Genomic DNA, 16,656 nt, shown 5'->3' with positions numbered 1-16,656 from the left:
TGCGTTCAGCCCAGCTCAAAGACGGGTTTCAAGGATGAGGACACAAAGAAGGGGTGCGGTCACGTGACCGCACCCCTTCAACTTCTACAGTTGACCACCACGTGGTTCATCGCCCGATATGGGCTCCTTTTACGCGACTTGCTATGCGACCTGGCTGGTTTCGGTCACCTCTGTCAGGGTGCCCTTGTGGACGTCGTAGACGAATCCGCGAATGTTGTCCCTATGCTTGAGGAAGGGGTCGGCCGCAAGCTTCCTCAGGGATTCACGGACGTCTTCTTCCGGGGTGACGAAGACTTCCTTCGCCCAGTCGGGACGAGTCCCGGTCTCGGCCTCCATCTCGTCCTTGAATTCCTCGTCGGTGAAGGTCCTCATGCCACAGTTCGTGTGGTAAATAACGATGATTTCTTCGGTTCCGAGTCGGTACTGGCTGACAGCGAGTGAACGAATAACGTCTTCCGTGATCGCCCCACCAGCATTGGTCAGCACGTGTGCCTCACCGATGTCGAGTCCAAGCAGGCCATACACGTCGAGGCGAGCATCCATGCATGCCACAACAGCAATCTTCTTGCTCGGGTGCATGGGCAGGCCGCCCTTATCGAAAGTTTTGGCGTAGGCTGCTGCGTTGTCGAGCAAGCTCTGAATAACAGGCATTGATACTTCTCTCCTATGGTCGGCTCACGCACGGGGCGTCTGGGCCAGACTAGACCCATCCACGACCCGGTGCAGAAAATGTGAGTCAAAGATCTTGATTTCTGGACGTGAAACCAAACACCCGAGTCCGATACGTTCCTCATCCCACATGGGTTGACCCCCGTCGTTGAATACCCCACCGAACACTTTCTCGTAGAAGGTGCGGCTTCCGAGAAGACCCGTAACCGGCGCAACGGGCTATCATTCACTTCCTAAATACGTCCCGTTCTCCATGGCAGAAGCGGGGTATCTGGAATGGGATCAGTGACGAGCCTGCCGCAGGTATTGACATCAATTCGTTCACCATCAAAGAAGAAACTTGGCGCGCTCTGTTCCTTCTTTGATGATTCCTGCCGCTTTGGCAACAGCCCCGGATGCTGGGTTGTTGACCCGATACCCGAGCTCGAGTCGTTCCAATCCCCAATCCGCTAGCGCCACGTTTGCAACCGACGCCGCTGCGCGGCTCATGACGCCTTGCCCGCGAGTAGTGTCATTCATCCAATACCAGAACCAAGCGTTTCGGTTCTCCACATCGATGCTGATGCAAACCAGGCCAACTAGCCGGCCCTTCTCAGCTATCACGACAGGTCGGTGGGATGGCTACAAGAGGTTACTGACGTATCGTTCTGCATCGGAAAGGCTGGTGACGCTCCCCTGCCTCATCATGTCGTCATTCGACCGGAATGCAGCCAGCACATCCGCAGCATCCTCAACTCGGAGCTCTCTCAGATAACAGTCGGTCACTGGCTCTTCCTAGATGTCGATCGGTTGCACAATCCTACTGTGCCCACATCGTTGGGAACAGTCTTCCGGTCGCTTTTAAGACCCGCCCCGGGGAAGTTCATGGAAATAGGTGACGGGGCCGGTCCACCAACGATCATGAATACAGCGAGAATGTTGGCGGATATCGGAACCCCATCGATCCAAGGGTAGGCCAGTACAAACGAACTCAATTGCGCAGAGACTGGGTAGCTCTTCCCACGGAACAAAGCGCATGCGATCAGATGCTCGCGCTTCTTTCCACTCGCTTAGCCGCTACTGAATTCTCATACATCCCTGGCCGGAACTGGTTTTCTCCAGCGGTTTCGCGGGAGCACCCATCCGGTTGCTAATCGACCAGTACAGCAGTCCGATCATGACGCCCCCACCGACAATGTTGCCGATCGTGACCGGCAGGAGGTTATCAGTTAGGAAGCTGGCCCAGGTCAGGTCCCCATAGGCTGACGGATCGAGTCCCGTAGCGGCCCAGGATCCTTCGCCCGCGAAGGCCGCGATGATAATCCCGAAGGGGATGAGGAGCATGTTGGCAACGGAGTGTTCGAAACCTGTCGCGACGAAGAGGGCAACAGGGAGGATCAGGGCCGCGATCTTGTCAACCACGGTCTTGCCCGCATAGGAGATCCAGATGGCGATGCAGACCATGAGATTGCACATGATCCCCAGTACGACCGCTGGACCACATCCGTGACTGACCTTCTTTAACGCCGTCTCCATCACCACTGCGCCCCATGCCCCATCGGCCTGCTCCTATGTGCCGGCGAGGTAGATCATTCCTGCCACACTCGCGGCCCGCACGAAGTTTCCGAGGTAGACAATTCCCCAGTTTCTCAGCAACTGCCACGTGGCGATCCGCCCGCTAGCCCGCGCTGTCAGAGTCAGGGTTGACGACGTGAAGAGCGCGGCGCCGGTGAGAACAACGAGGATGAGTCCCGTGGAGAAAACGAGGCCACCAATAAGTTTGGCCATGCCCCAGGGCATGGCCTCGGCACCAACCTGGGTCGTGACGTAGAAGGCGAAGGCGATGAAGGCGCCCGCGGTCATGGCGAGCAGGAACGATTTCAGCGGCCGGTTCATCACTTTCCCGTGTGCCGCGTTCTCAGCCGCTTCCATCAACTGTCCAGGCAACAGCATTCCAGCGGTCCCCAAGCCCTCCCCCATTCATTCACGTGACGTGGCGAGCGTAAGGCACAGGTCTCAACGATCAATGGGCACACTCTTTTTCGTTTTGACCGTATTCCGCAGAGCAAATCGGACATGGGACCAAGGAACCACAAAGATGCGAACAATCCGTGCGGTAGGCAGTAGTGGGGCTCTCACGGCACCTATGGGAGGTTTTTCTGTACGGTGCAAGCGGCTTCAGAGGCAGGGAACGCCATGAGCGGCCCTGGCATCCATCCAGTTAGAGGCGGGCCCGAGTGGCTCGATGTCGTGTCGAAGAGCCAGCATCCATCTCCGGCTAGTCCGAGCGCGCGAATCTCACTATTTCCAAGCTTTATGGTGGCGTCCCGGAAACGCTCGGCCCCTCCCAGATTGCGTACACGCCGAGCTGGGCTTCACCGTTTGATCCTTACCAGACGGGAATGATTTGGTGCGCGAGTACTATCACGCCACCAGTTAAATCAAATGCCACGGTTTTCACTGCCGTGGTCCCTCCGTCAATGCCGATGACTACGCTGTCAGACATGATCGCCCCTTTGCTCGTTGCACTTCGACCCTATGCATACCTATGATCTAGAACAGCTTGCACACTTTGGTCAATCAGTAAAACAATCATTTCGGATACTGAGGATCAACCCCCGCCGATCACTTAGCTATCCAATATCGCCACCCCGGGCACGTAGCAATGATCCCCAAAGCCCCGGGCAGCAATCAGCATCCGAACACTTGGTCGCATTCCATCACCCGGGGCTTCGCATCACGTCGCTCTACAGCGCCCAGCGTTTTACTGTGCGCAAAAGTAACGGAAGCCGTACGCTCTACTCTGAGAGTGCCGTCTTCATGCACCTCATGGCAGCAAGCGTCTTGGGAACACCGATGTAGGGCATGAGGTGGACAAAACATTCGGCGACCTCTTCCTTACTCATCCCGGCCACGTCAACCGCGGTCTTGATGTGGCCGGTGAGCTGGGGTTCAACTCCTCCCATTGCAGCAAGAGCCGCCATGTTCAGCATCTGACGGTCTCGAAGCTCGAGCCCCTCTCGCTGGTAGGTACCGCCAAAGACTGCGCCTACAACCCAGTTGGATGATCCTGGCGCAAACTCGTCGAGCTGTTTCTTCCAGGCCTCAGCACCCTCCGCGCTCTGGGTCTGCGCAACAAACTGGTTGCCCTTGTCCATACTCAGTTCCACTGTTTCCTCCTCAGAAAACGGCTGATCAAGTCCCCGCCATGCTAACAGTCGGCCCTTTCTCGAAGCTTTCGGGATCCACCGGACTTCCTCAACAGATTTCGAAGATAAGCTTCATCTACCCCGATTCAGGCAAGTGGCCGGCCTCGCCCGCGATCGGGGTGGCCTGTTGACAGCAGGAAAAGTGAATCACTCACCCTGAGCCCCCGCATTCTCTTGTGGAACTACAGCTTGTTCGAAGCTTGGTCTTTCGTGCCGCGCGGCTCGTCAGTGGATGCAACTAGCCCGCAGTCACAACCACCTCTACCGGGTGAGTAAGATATGAACGCGGAGAATGCGGGGCTCTGTCGAAAAACCAGGAGTCTCGTGACACGAACGAGTTGGTGACAGCTGTTCCAGCGTTTTCGCCTCAGAACCAGGCCAAAACGTCACAAATGCTCTCATTCATAGACGAATATCGTGATCATTTTGGGATCAAGTTCATGTGTGCGACCACCACGAAGGCGGGTTTATCACGACCTGAGAATAGCGCCAATCGAAGACGAAGGTTGGATAAACCAAGAGTTAGCACGTACCTGCGGGCCTTCCTGGATTCGGATCGAATAGCAGGGCTATGGGCGCGAACGGCCGGGACGAAGAGGTGCCGGCAACCACGCGGCGCGGACGCTACCAGGTTCGTTCCCTAACTCGGCGCAGAATCCTTATTTGCTTGGGGATGTATGGGCAGGGGCTATGGCCCCAACAGCAAAGCAACGGGGAGGGCTGAACCTGGCACTGCGACTTGATAACCACGAGTAGCTCCCATCTACCACTCACGACTGAGAGGGCGAAAGGCACCTAGCTGTCAGCAACTATGATGACTCTCGCCCGCTACACCCAGTCGAGCTATTCCTAGCGTCTTTCTTCTATTCCTCTGTTGCGTCCGACGAGACGGCGTCAGTTGGGGTGGTTACGAAATTATGCGCAGGCTGGAGGGATCTGGAGGTTTGAAGATCCGTCACAGTGACGGGCGGTTGTTCCCCTTAGAATCCCACGAAATCCCGCCGGGTGGGTTCTCATCACCCACGTGGGTGAAGCCTTCGTGCATTTGCCGGCCGTAACCTAGCCCATCTCGTACACGAGCGATTCCGTTCTGGATGGGTAGCCCTGCCGACGCTAGTTTCGCTGCTCAACAAGATTGCGACGCTCAAGCCGCAATACCACGTCAGCAGAACGCGCAAGATGCTTTGAATGGGTCACCACGATGACGCACTTGTTTTGCTGATGCGCAGCATCGCGCAGAATCTCAATCACGCCGTTAGCGGTGTCCTCATCAAGGTTGCCCGTAGGCTCATCTGCCAGGATGACAGGGGCGGACGAGACAAGCGCGCGTCCGATCGCGACGCGCTGTTGCTGTCCCCCGGACAGGGCCAGCACGTTGCGCTTAGCGGCTGCTGCATCGACCCCTAGACGCGTGAGGTCCTCGACCGTGGCCTTCGGGTTAACTAGGTGCAGGTTTTCCAGTGGCGTGAGGTACTCAATGAGGTTGTAGTTTTGGAACACTAACGCGATCTGGTTCTTGCGGTGGTTGGTGTAGCCGGTGGATGCAATATCCTGGCCGTCGAAACGCACCACCCCCTCGGAGGGCGCATCGAGCCCTGCCAGGAGGCTCAACATCGTCGTTTTACCCGCACCGGAGGAACCCACGATCGCGTAAAACGTGCCGACCTCGAAGTCGTAACTCACATTATTGAGCACCCGTTTGGTGGAGTTAGCGTAGGTGAAGTTGACGTGGTCGAGTTGCATGATAGCCATAATTGTTTCCTAACTGAGTTTTGAAAGAATGCGTTTGGGCCGTTGCGTAACAAGGGGTAAAACCCCCACTGAAACGCCAAGGAGCACGATGACAAGGCCCCAGGCGAGAGCCACTGCAATATCGGCGGCGCTGGTCGCCAGGTGAATCGACGAGAGGATCTCGTCACCGGCCTGGGAGATCACAGCCCGGCCGAGGTAACCCGACAGCGCGGTTCCCGCTATCGCTGAGATGATCGCGGCTACGGCAGCGAAAATGTTGGCTTCAATGGCGAACTGAGACAGCACATTGCTTTTACTTTTCCCTAGGGACAGCAAGATACCCACTTCGTGGATGCGGCCACGTGCCCAGAACGTGCTCACCAACGTCAGTACGCACGCCCCCGCGATGCTCAAACCGAGCAACAGAACGGTCAGCAGCTTGTCCACGCCAGCAATCGCTTGAAGCACGGGAGCGAACTGCGCGGAATTATCTTCCAACGTGAGCTCTGGCGCGATGCGTTGTGCCTCCTTGAGAGCCTCGGAGAGCTCCTGGGCGCTATGAGTGAAGTAACGTCCGGCACTCACCGGGGCACCGAGCTTTTGAGCCGACTCCAAATCCACGAACACGTGATTCTCGGAAGCTTCCACCGGCAAACCGCTCGGGTTCTCTGTCTTACCCTCCAGGATTCCCGCCACGGTCACGGTGACGGTCGCATCACCCTGCGTGAGTGCGAGTGTGTCTCCCACCTCAAGGTTGTTGTGAGCCGCGAACTCGCGGTGGATCACCGCCTGCGATTCCGTCGCCCCCACATGGGTGCCGTCAATAAGTTGGTATACCCGCCCCTGGAACGCTGGGCTGAGACTCGAATCGCTCGTACCGGTGACGCTGATATCGCCAGCGAACTGTGGATCCAACTGGACTCCACCGCTACCAGGTACCGGCGTCGCGCCCACGGGTTGCGCGATTGTAGCCGCTTCCAGACTGTAGCGTGCCACCTGAGGGAGACTAGCCAGACTTTTCGCTAAGGATTCATCGATCCCTGCATGTTCAGCGGAAAGGTCACCTGCGGGGCCAGGGCTATCACTAACCTCTGACTCGATGCTGGCGCTCGCGGTGAAACCTGCGCCAACATTCGCGTTGATCGCGTCTTTGACTTCCGCCATGGATGAACGCACACCGGACTGTGCGACAAGCGCCGTGAACACCACGACCATGATGAGAATCATGATGCTACTGCGACGCGGTTTACGCGTGACACTACGGACTGCTCGGTACCAAGGATTGGTCATTTGGTGTCCACGAGGATCGCGCGCGGGCTCTTACGAAGCATCGGTATTGACGTGATGGCAACAACAACTGCTATGACAGCAACACAGATGATGACGGCTTGAACCACGGAAGGCGCAGTAAGTCCGACAGATAGGCTATCCAGGGTTTGAACAGAGGCAGCAGACTCCATGTCTGCGCCGAATTGTCCCGCCTGTGCCATCTCTTGCTCAGCAGACTCATTGACGCTCGCCAAAGTGGTGTTACCCATCCACTGCGCGAAACCGCTTGCAGCGAAGTATGAGGTAATGAACGCAGGTATCGCGATGAGGATGAGTTCGAAGAAGTATTGGGCTGCAATGTTGCCCTTGTTCACGCCGATGGAGAGCAGGGTACCGGTTTCTTTCTTACGTTCATTGAGCCACAAGAACATAACGAGTGCTACAACTGCAGCGGCAAATACCGTGGCACCGATGGTCGTGTTACGCATAATGCTCTTGACGCCATCCACCGCTCCGGTAATTCCGGCAAGGTATTGGGCGGATCGTGAAAGCTGGTAGTTATTCCAATCAATCTGCTGGGACTGCGCGGCCTTAGCAACATCCTCTAGATCGACGTCTTTGGCCACGAAGAAGTTCGCGTCCTGGTAGATCTCGGTGTCCGGAGTGAACTGATACAGGGTGCGGGTCGTATCCAAGTCAGTGAACACGGTGTTGGCATACAGTTCGCTTCGCACCGCGACCGGCCGAGTGTTCTCCCCCGAGACTATTCCCACGATCTCGGTCTCCACTTCTTCCGTGGACTGGTTCTGATTATCGACGTCGTACTTATTACCTTTCAGGGTGAGCGTACTGCCGACGGTGAGGTTATTGGCTTTCGCAAGGTCCTCGTGAATAACTGCCTTATGCGTATCATCGGCGGTTAGGTGACGTCCTTCAACAAGCGTCAACGAGCCGCTACGGAAAGCATTAGCGATATCGCTTCGGTTAACACCCCACACGTTGACGGCATTACCGAACTGCGCTTCGCGCTCCTCATCATAATCATCGTGATCGGGCTTCAGAACCTCTGCATTCACGAGATCCGCGGTGACATTTTGCCGGGCAACGTAGGACTGGACGCCGTCCAGGCCCGCGAGCTTTTCAATATCAGAAGCCTTAACATTACCGGCACCTCGAGGCGTTCCGAAGTTGTATTGTGGATTGATTTCCAACACGAAACCGCTACCGGTTTTCGCATCGATGTCCTCAGACACCCGGTCAGCGGAACGGGTCACAGCTCCCGCCCCCATCACCACGGTCGCCATGACAGTGAGAACAACAAAAATAATGACTGTTTTTATTGGCTTTCGGGCACAGTAGCGCCAAGCCCTTCCCAGAAACGACATGGTTTCCCTTTCACGGTTCAACTGTTGGCGCATCCATGGCGCTGATCGCAATAATGTTCGCGAGGCTACCCACAGTGGCATGCATACCGGTGAGCGAAATCAGGTTCGCGAGATGCAACGCGCCGTAAAGGTTCAAAAAGATGCTATGACTGATTTCTGGATCGAATCTGAAAACCTTCTGCGCCAAAGCTGAGGAGCTGAGTAGGCTGTCGTGCCCGCTATTCGTGGGGGCCGGCGAGCGCTCGGTACTGCCGGGTAGTTGGCATCCAGAAGCCAGCTCTGTGCGCGCATACATGTTTGAAGCGTCGCGGAGTCACCTCGTCTAATGACGCAATATATTCGGGCACCATTTCCCGCGGAATTCGCGAACCCATCGTCAGATGAGGGATCCATTCAACGCGGTGGTGATCTGGGTTCAACGCGCTAATCTCACGAGCGACCTGCCACATCGGTTGCCCAGTTTCCAGGAGCCAGGCGACTGTTTGTTTACCGCGAGTCCCGAAAACTACGGTCCCAACACGCTGAAATTCGGCGGGGATGACGCCGGGCAGGGTCTGCGCAGCATGCTCGACCGCTGCGGGCGCCATCGACTGCGAAAAAGTAATACTGATGTGTGGAGTCTGTCTCTGGCGCGGGAAACCACGAGCTTCGAGGGCATCAAAAATCTCGTTTACCTGCCGCTCCTGATCAGGCGGTAAATACAATAAAATGTTCTGCGGTGACGCCACGAGCATCCTCCTCACGCGTACGCATTAAGTAACCATGCAACGCCCGTAGGCTGGGCATGATCATCGCGGCTGACTGAACGAAACCGAGCCGCTCACAGTAACCAATCAGATTCTCGTCGCTCGCAAATCAATTGAACACGTGCCGTCAAGTTCAGACACTATCGGTGCAGCAACTCCTAGCCAATCCCCCGCCCCGATACTCCGAAAGTTTCAAGATACGGAATGTTTGCCGTCAGAACACCATCGCTGATAACGCTGATGCACCCAACCACGCGGTCAGCATCGAGCTAGTGGGGACGGCTCCTGACTCATCACGGAAGGCGATCGTGCGGTTCACGTCCATCATCAGGTGCCTTTAACGTTGAGGATCTGCCGCAGCTCGTGCACAATCTCCACCAGATCGCGTGCATCTTCCATCACCCTGTCGATGGGTTTATAGGCGTCCGGGATTTCATCTATCCACGCGCGTCCCGGCCTGTAAACGATGCCGCGCATGCGTTCATGCAGATCGTGTTCTGTAAACTTCTTACGTGCGGCCCGGCGGGACAACACACGGCCAGCACCGTGGGGTGCGGACCAAAACGCATCCTCGTTGCCGAGCCCGCGAGTCACATACGAACGGGTTCCCATACTGCCTGGAATGAGCCCCGGTCGGCCGGTTTCCGCGTTGATCGCACCCTTGCGGGTCAACCACATCGTCGTACCGTCGATATTCACCTGTTCGGTGTAATTGTGGTGGGCGTTGATGCGTTCAACTTCAACGCCTTCCCGCTCATCGCCCATCATGAGGGCCAACTGGTCAACGAAACGGTCCATCATCTCTTCACGGTTCGCTAACGCGAAGGCTTGCGCCCACAACAACTCCGTCATGTAACCGTCAAACTCAGGCGTGCCTTCCAGGAGGTAGGCACTATCCCGATAAGGCAAGTGGGCCCCGGCCTGCTCGCACCGTTGTTGCGCGATGCGGATGTGCTTCTGCGCGATCTTGTTTCCCACCCCACGCGAACCCGAATGTAGGAAGCACCACACCCGATCCTGTTCATCGAGGCACAGCTCGATGAAGTGGTTGCCACCGCCCAAAGAACCAAGCTGTTCACGCCATTGCGGAGAGTGGCTTAAGTCAACACCATCCGTTTCAGCGCGCGCTTCAAGCTCTGCAAGACGTTTCACCGTGTAATCACGCAAGATGTCCCTGTTGTAATTACCAGGGGACAACGGAATAATCCGCGTCAGTTCGTCCCGCAACCCGACCAAATCCAAGCCCTCAATATCGTTGGCCGAATGCTTGGTACGGGCTGCGATCATGCCGCAGCCAATGTCCACGCCGACCGCCGCGGGAATAATGGCACCCACGGTAGGGATCACCGTCCCAACCGCACTGCCCATCCCAAAGTGAGCATCCGGCATCAACGCAACGTGCGGCTTCACAAACTCAAGTTCTGTCAACGCGATCGCCTGACCGGCCGTATCATCGTCGATCATCGATGCCCACGAAAGTACCCGCGGCGCAATCTGGCGCGGATCTTCTCGACGCGGCGAACGAACCCGTTGCATAGACGCTCCTCACACCGACCAGACAGATAGCTTCTACGGTGATCTTCCATTCTAGAGATAGAGCCGCAAACCCGCACTCACGATCAGATCAGCACCCAGGCACGGCTCGTCACGTTCACCCGAGCACAAACCAGCACTCACGCACGAGGAGGCTTCATGACGCTTAACATCGGCCTGATCGGGTACGACGCAACGCCCCCAAACTCAGTATTGGGATCCGAGATATGGATGCGGCCGGCCTCGCCAAACGCACCTTCCATGCCGGTGACCGGACGGGCACCTACCAGTTTCTAACCATCAGCGAATCATGATCTGATTCCCTGTCAACAAGCGGGGCCGTTGTGACCTCAGTGCTCAGTGGCATCCGGCCATTGCTGGTGCATCCGGAGTCAGCCTTTAGACACCGCGTTGAGACACCGCCGCTCACTAACCGGCGCCCTTCTGATGTTGCTCGCTGTATGCCACAAAGCTCTTATCTGCCACAAACGTTTTCCGTAGCATCCTGCTCAGCACGGAAGGAACTCGCGGCATAGCACCTGACACGCAAATAAGAGTTTCAGCGAGTTGAATGCAACGCCGTGGGCGATACGCACCTAGTCAATGACGAGAGTACGTTCTTCGGCAACCACGATCGTTTCTGCTCCTTCAAGGGCTTCACCGAGAACCTCATTCACCGCCCATTCGAGAGAATCAAGAGCATCTTCGCCGCCGCTGATGGCTTCTACTTCCCGGTTGTTCACGCGGATGAGTGCGGCCCCGCCGATCGGAACAACGCCCTCCTCGTCAGCACCATGCTCGTCAACAATGCGCGCCCATGCTGAATCCAAAGCGCCGGGCGTCACAACTCGCACTCTAACTCGATACGCCAGATCTTGACTCGTGTGCCGATCGAACCAGTCATCGGACAATGCCCAAATTGTCATGCCCTAAGTATCGAACGGATCAGCTGACGCCGCAACGTGCGCAGACTTTTTTCTGTTCGGAAAGTCCACCACCGCAGATACACTCATCATCAGAAGTGATGGACAACAGGTGGAGGAAGCCCCTTGGCAAAGCTGAGTCTCAAGGGCGTAGAGGCACGAGTCGAGCCCGTGGGATACCGGGACTCCTATGATCGGGAGTTCATCTTCGAGCTTTTGGAGGCCTATGGAAAACCGAAGTCTTCCCTCACTCGCCTACGTACGGGTTCCCTCAACGTAGCCGCCGAACCTAACGTGGGGGTCGCCCAGAAAAACGTCGTGTATTTCCGTCAGGCGCCTCAAGGGCAGTCCCTAAAAGCTGTCGAAGAGCTGCGCACCGCCGCACATGTGGTGCGCTACACCCCGCGATTTGTCATTGCGACCGACTTTGAGGAGTTGGTGGCCCTAGATATGAAGACCCGGGAGAACCTGGTCATCCCGATCCGGGACATCGCTCAGCACTTCACGTTCTTCCTGCCCTGGGCTGGGATGGAAAAGGCCCAGTATGTTGCCGAAGCGCATGCGGATGTGCGAGCCGCGGAGCGCGTTGGCAAACTCTTCGACGGGCCTGACCCCCGTTTAGTGGACACGCTGGAACTGGTCCAGACTGGACCGGAGAAAGCAGAGACACTATGCCGAAAAACACTTACTCTGATGAATTCAAAGCCGACGCGGTCCGGCTCTACGAGACCACCGAGGGAGCCTCGTATTCCTCGATCTCGGAAGACCTCGGGATCGCCCGCGGCACGCTGAAGAGCTGGGTCCACAAGGCCCGTCGGGACCGAGGGCAGATTCCCTCGACGTCCCCCGCTGGTGCCGACCAGGGGCTGGACCCCGAGGATGAGCTGGTCCGCCTGCGGTCAGAGGTCCAACGCCTGAAAACCGAAACAGCGAAGCTGACGACCGAGCGCGACATCCTGCGCAAGGCGGCCAAATATTTCGCGGGAGAGACGACCTGGTGAGCCGCTTCCAGTTCGTTGACGACCACCACACCACCCACGGGGTGAAGCGGTTGTGCCAGGTACTCGGCCTGAACCGGTCGAGCTTCTACAGATGGCGGGCCGGACGCGACGCCCGCGCCGCCCGCCGAGACGCCGACAAAGCGCTGCTTAAGCGCATGCGCGAGTACCACCAGGAATTCGACGGCACCATCGGAGTCAGGAGAATGACCATCGAACTCAATGAGAAAGCAGATCAGCCGATCAACCACAAACGCTTGGAACGGCTGGTGCGCACCCACAACATTGTCGGTGTGAACCTACGTAAACCGAAGAAGACCACGGTCAAGGACCAGGGCGCACGCGTTGTCGACGACTTCCCCAAACGCAAGTTCCGGGCTGAGGCACCGAATCAGGTCTACGTCGGCGACATCACCTACCTGCCCTGTGGCCAGGGGCAATTCCTCTATCTGGCCACCGTCATCGACGTGTGCTCCCGGCGTCTGGTCGGCTGGTCGATCGCCGACCACGTGCGCACCAGTCTCGTCGAAGACGCCCTGGAAAACGCGGCCCGGGCGCGGGGCTCGTTGGCCGGGGCCGTATTCCACTCCGATCACGGACGGCAAGGTGGATTCAATTGATTGTCGCAACACCTTGGTGGGAAAGGTGTGAGTCGATGGCTACGGATGACTGGAGTAGGAAGCCTGGTGATATGCCGGTGGAGGTGCGTCGTCAGTGGCGTGCGGATCGGGCGCTTCGTCCCCCGATGCGTTCACCTGGCCGGCCGGTTCCCTCGCGGGCAGTTCAACGTGACTTTTGGGCGTTGATCGCTACGGGAATCACGACTGCGGAGGCTGCCGTGAGGGTGGGGGTGTCCGTACCGGTAGGGACACGGTGGTTCCGTCATGCTGGTGGGATGAGACCCTTAACATTGGACGAGCCCTCGGGGCGGTATCTATCGTTTGCTGAACGGGAGGAAATCGCGATCTTAAGCTCCCAAGAGTTGGGGGTACGTGAGATCGCCCGCCGGATCGGACGCAATCCGGCGACGATCTCTCGTGAGCTACGGCGTAACGCTGCCACCCGTGGTGGCACGACCGTCTATCGGGCAGGGGTGGCGCAGTGGAAAGCTCAGGAAGCCGCCAAGCGTCCCAAACAAGCAAAACTCGTGGGTAATCCGCGACTGCGAGACTACGTTCAGGATCGTCTTGCCGGGACGGTCCGAGATGAAAACGGGGTCGTTATGGCGGGGCCTGGTACTGCTGGGTGGAAGGGCCGGAACAAACCTCACAGGGCAGACCGTCAGTGGTTTACTGCATGGAGCCCGGAGCAGATATCGCAGCGGTTAAGGATTGACTTCCCCGATGATGAGAGTATGAGAATCAGCCATGAAGCGATCTACCAGTCCTTGTATATCGAGGGGCGCGGGGCGCTTAAGCGTGACCTCGTTGCCGCACTACGCACTGGGCGGGCACTGCGTAAACCCCGGGCCAGGAGCAAGTCGAAACCGCATGGACACGTGACTGACGATGTTGTCATCTCTAACCGGCCCCCTGAAGCCTCGGATCGGGCAGTACCTGGCCATTGGGAAGGCGACTTGATCATCGGCACCGGACGTTCAGCGATCGGGACCGTGATTGAACGCTACAGCCGGTCGACCCTGCTGGTGCACCTGCCTCGCCTGGACGGCTGGGATGAACAACCAAGGACGAAAAAGGGACCTGCCTTGAGCGGATTCGGAGCTCAAGCGATGAACTCCGCCCTACAAACCGCGATAACCGATCTGCCATTACAATTACGTCAAACGTTGACCTGGGACCGAGGAACCGAGCTCGCTGACCATGCCGCTTTCACTCTAGCCACGGGCACGAAAGTGTTCTTCGCTGACCCTCACTCGCCATGGCAACGGCCCACGAATGAAAACAGCAACGGGCTCTTACGCCAGTATTTCCCCAAAGGCACCGACCTGTCTCGATGGACAGCCCAAGACCTCGCCGCCATCGCCTACACGCTCAATAACAGACCAAGAAAAGTCCTCGGATTTCGAACCCCAGCCGAAGTATTTAAAGAACAATTACAATCAATTCAAAACAGCAGTGTTGCAACCACCGATTGAATCCAAGCAATACACCTCCTCAGCTTTCCAGACCACCTGTCGGCGGTTGGGAGTCCGCCAGTCGATGGACCGGATCGGTTCGAGTGCGGATAATGCGATGCCCGAGTCGTTCAACGCCTCCCTCAAGCGAGAAACTCTCCAAGGTGCTCGTGGGTGGGACTCTGCCGAGGTGTGCCGTCGCAAGGTCTTCCGGTGGGTCACCCGCTACAACACTCGCCGACGCCACTCAGCCCTGGACTACCGCTCGCCCCTTGCCTTCGAGACCGCGACGACGGCTGCTACCGTAGGCCTCGTTGCCTAACTGACACCAACGCCGTGTCCACTACTCGGGGGACACCCCCCGATGGATCGACAATGAGGCAGCTCTGTGGATCCACAAGAACTCAAGAATCCCAGCGCTACGCAGCAGTCAACCCAATTACCTGACTTAGGCCAAATTAGTGCGGAAGCCGGCCTTTCCGGTATCAGCCGGTTGACGAGCTCGCCCACCCTGCCCAGCAGCTACAACGCAGGTCTTGTTGTGCCCGGGACTTCTAACCCCCATTTGTACACGTAGGCACTAAGCAGATAATGATCAAAAGACGTGTGCACAACCCTGCTCACCCTATGTTCGTGCGATCGTCTATAACATCGGCAAGCGGCTCCATGCTACCGAAGGCCTACTCTGCTTTACGGGTGGCAACATAGAACATGCATTGCGGCTGCCTTCAAGTGAGGGCGGACCCAAGCCTCGCGTGAAGGCTAAGGTCCGACGACACGTCCAGGATTTACGGTTTGAGCACCACCTTGATGCAGCCGTCCTGCTTCTTCTGGAACTTCTCGTACATCTCTGGAGCCTCATCCAGCGGGGCGGTATGCGTCTTGAGGTCGAGCACGCCCAGCGGATCGGACGGGTCGTCCACCAGCGGCAGCAGCGTCTCGGTCCAAGAGCGCACGTTGCACTGGCCCATCCGCAGCTGGATCTGCTTGTCGAACATCGTCAGCATCGGCATCGGGTCCTTCATGCCGCCGTACACGCCGCAGATCGAGATCGTCCCGCCACGGCGAACGGAGTCGATGGCGGTGTACAACGCGCTCATCCGGTCCACCCCGGCCCTTTCCATTGCTTTGCGGGTCAGCGGCGACGGCAGCTTGCCGACGGCCGCCTGGGGCCGCGCCGGCCACCGGCGAACCGTGCGCCTCCATGCCGACGGCGTCGACCACCGAGTTCGGGCCACGCCCGTCGGTCAGGTCCTTGAGCTGCTCCGCCACGCCGTCCTCGGAGGAATCCAGCGTTTCAATGCCGTAACGCTCGGCCATGGCGCGACGCTCGGGCACTGCATCCGTCGCGATCACCCGGTAGCCCAGGTGCTTGCCGATCCGGGCGGACATCTGCCCGATCGGGCCCAAACCCAGCACCGCCAGCGAGCCGCCGTCGGGGACCGCCGCGTAGTCCACGGCCTGCCAGGCGGTGGGCACGACGTCGGAAAGAAACAGGTAGCGCTCGTCTTCGCCGACGTTGGGAACCTTGATCGCCCCGTAGTCCGCGTGCGGCACGCGCAGGTACTCCGCCTGCCCGCCGGGCACCGAGCCGTAAAGCCGCGAGTAACCGAGGAACTGCGCGCCGGTCCCGTATTCGCGGACCTGGGTGGTTTCACACTGCGACTGCAGTCCCTGGCGGCACATGAAGCAATGCCCGCAGGAAACGTTGAAGGGGATGACCACCCGATCCCCCGGCTTGATGTGAGTGACGGCCGAGCCGACCTCTTCGACGATGCCCATGGGCTCATGGCCGATGATGTCGCCCTTGTCCATGAACGGTGTCAGCACCTCATAGAGGTGCAGGTCAGATCCGCAGATGGCGGTCGAGGTGACCCGGATGACCGCATCGGTGGGTTCCTGGATTTGTGGGTCCGGGACCTCCTCCACGCTCACCGTGTTTGACGCCTGCCAGGTCAATGCTTTCATGTGTCCTCCTTGCCAGGGCCACCGCCGCTGAACGGAATGGCAGCGCGCTAATCTGTTGGGTTTCCTCCCACCCTACCAGGTCGTGTCCCGTAGCGTGGTGTATCTGTAACTGCCGGTGAGGACCCCATGAACGACGTGGGCGACCACCGAAGTCACCTTTCGAATCAACTCT

General features: G+C 58.0%; 15 protein-coding genes and 4 pseudogenes. 5 read left to right on the top strand and 14 right to left on the bottom strand.

Annotated features, from left to right (window positions below):
- Positions 1–141: 141 nt before the first annotated feature.
- The 12 genes and pseudogenes from BN1241_RS08170 to BN1241_RS08125 form a co-directional block, all read right to left on the bottom strand.
- Complete coding sequence (locus BN1241_RS08170; protein WP_054953134.1) at positions 142–651, bottom strand: beta-class carbonic anhydrase; 510 nt, start codon at positions 649–651, stop codon at positions 142–144.
- Positions 652–996: 345 nt separating this feature from the next.
- Positions 997–1,272, bottom strand: coding sequence for a GNAT family N-acetyltransferase (locus tag BN1241_RS13305; protein ID WP_326544428.1), 276 nt, complete (start codon positions 1,270–1,272; stop codon positions 997–999).
- Between the two features lie 18 nt (positions 1,273–1,290).
- On the bottom strand, positions 1,291–1,434 hold the full coding sequence (locus BN1241_RS13300) for a GNAT family N-acetyltransferase (protein ID WP_230198290.1): 144 nt from the start codon (positions 1,432–1,434) through the stop codon (positions 1,291–1,293).
- Positions 1,435–1,725: 291 nt separating this feature from the next.
- Positions 1,726–2,580, bottom strand: a pseudogene (gene focA, locus BN1241_RS08160) (formate transporter FocA).
- An 866-nt stretch (positions 2,581–3,446) separates the two neighbouring features.
- The gene (locus BN1241_RS08155; protein ID WP_054953133.1) at positions 3,447–3,818 is read right to left on the bottom strand and encodes a carboxymuconolactone decarboxylase family protein; all 372 of its coding nucleotides are present in this window, start codon (positions 3,816–3,818) and stop codon (positions 3,447–3,449) included.
- Between the two features lie 1,152 nt (positions 3,819–4,970).
- Positions 4,971–5,609: an ABC transporter ATP-binding protein gene (locus tag BN1241_RS08150; protein WP_054953132.1), complete on the bottom strand. Its 639-nt coding sequence runs from the start codon at positions 5,607–5,609 to the stop codon at positions 4,971–4,973.
- Positions 5,610–5,618: 9 nt separating this feature from the next.
- Positions 5,619–6,815 carry an FtsX-like permease family protein gene (locus tag BN1241_RS08145; RefSeq protein WP_054953852.1) on the bottom strand — a complete coding sequence of 399 codons (1,197 nt, stop codon included), beginning with the start codon at positions 6,813–6,815 and terminating at the stop codon, positions 5,619–5,621.
- Between the two features lie 59 nt (positions 6,816–6,874).
- Positions 6,875–8,242, bottom strand: a complete 1,368-nt coding sequence (locus BN1241_RS08140; RefSeq protein ID WP_077138330.1) for an ABC transporter permease — start codon at positions 8,240–8,242, stop codon at positions 6,875–6,877.
- Positions 8,243–8,252: 10 nt separating this feature from the next.
- Positions 8,253–8,378: a hypothetical protein gene (locus BN1241_RS13450; RefSeq protein WP_261795471.1), complete on the bottom strand. Its 126-nt coding sequence runs from the start codon at positions 8,376–8,378 to the stop codon at positions 8,253–8,255.
- 82 nt (positions 8,379–8,460) lie between these two features.
- Positions 8,461–8,970 (bottom strand): 2'-5' RNA ligase family protein, encoded by a 510-nt coding sequence (locus tag BN1241_RS08135; protein WP_054953851.1) that lies wholly within the window; start codon positions 8,968–8,970, stop codon positions 8,461–8,463.
- Between the two features lie 345 nt (positions 8,971–9,315).
- Entirely contained in the window at positions 9,316–10,524 is a 1,209-nt protein-coding gene (locus BN1241_RS08130; RefSeq protein WP_054953130.1) for an RtcB family protein, read from the bottom strand.
- A gap of 593 nt (positions 10,525–11,117) precedes the next feature.
- Positions 11,118–11,366, bottom strand: coding sequence for an XRE family transcriptional regulator (locus tag BN1241_RS08125; RefSeq protein WP_230198288.1), 249 nt, complete (start codon positions 11,364–11,366; stop codon positions 11,118–11,120).
- Between the two features lie 249 nt (positions 11,367–11,615).
- Between BN1241_RS08125 and BN1241_RS13480 the strand changes: the two are divergent.
- The 5 genes and pseudogenes from BN1241_RS13480 to BN1241_RS13005 form a co-directional block, all read left to right on the top strand.
- Positions 11,616–12,035: pseudogene (locus BN1241_RS13480) on the top strand (type IIL restriction-modification enzyme MmeI); the annotation flags it as partial.
- Positions 12,036–12,115: 80 nt separating this feature from the next.
- Positions 12,116–12,445: a transposase gene (locus tag BN1241_RS08120; RefSeq protein ID WP_054953128.1), complete on the top strand. Its 330-nt coding sequence runs from the start codon at positions 12,116–12,118 to the stop codon at positions 12,443–12,445.
- Positions 12,442–13,062, top strand: a complete 621-nt coding sequence (locus BN1241_RS08115; RefSeq protein WP_054953127.1) for an IS3 family transposase — start codon at positions 12,442–12,444, stop codon at positions 13,060–13,062. Before BN1241_RS08120 ends, BN1241_RS08115 begins: the two co-directional genes overlap by 4 nt.
- A gap of 71 nt (positions 13,063–13,133) precedes the next feature.
- Complete coding sequence (locus BN1241_RS08110) at positions 13,134–14,537, top strand: IS30 family transposase (RefSeq protein ID WP_147599188.1); 1,404 nt, start codon at positions 13,134–13,136, stop codon at positions 14,535–14,537.
- Positions 14,538–14,547: 10 nt separating this feature from the next.
- A pseudogene (locus BN1241_RS13005) lies at positions 14,548–14,838 on the top strand (integrase core domain-containing protein); the annotation flags it as partial.
- A gap of 466 nt (positions 14,839–15,304) precedes the next feature.
- Here the strand turns inward: BN1241_RS13005 and BN1241_RS13295 are convergent.
- A complete protein-coding gene (locus tag BN1241_RS13295; RefSeq protein ID WP_230198287.1) occupies positions 15,305–15,616 on the bottom strand; it encodes an MDR/zinc-dependent alcohol dehydrogenase-like family protein in 312 nt (103 codons plus the stop codon).
- A gap of 118 nt (positions 15,617–15,734) precedes the next feature.
- Positions 15,735–16,484 (bottom strand): annotated as a pseudogene (locus BN1241_RS13615) (alcohol dehydrogenase catalytic domain-containing protein); the annotation flags it as partial.
- Positions 16,485–16,656: the final 172 nt, after the last annotated feature.

Origin of the sequence: Flaviflexus massiliensis (assembly GCF_001375495.1) — a bacterium.
GTDB classification, from domain to species: Bacteria; Actinomycetota; Actinomycetes; order Actinomycetales; family Actinomycetaceae; genus Flaviflexus; species Flaviflexus massiliensis.
Note: the sequence above shows the minus strand (reverse complement) of the source record. Positions and strands in the feature narration are given on the sequence as shown.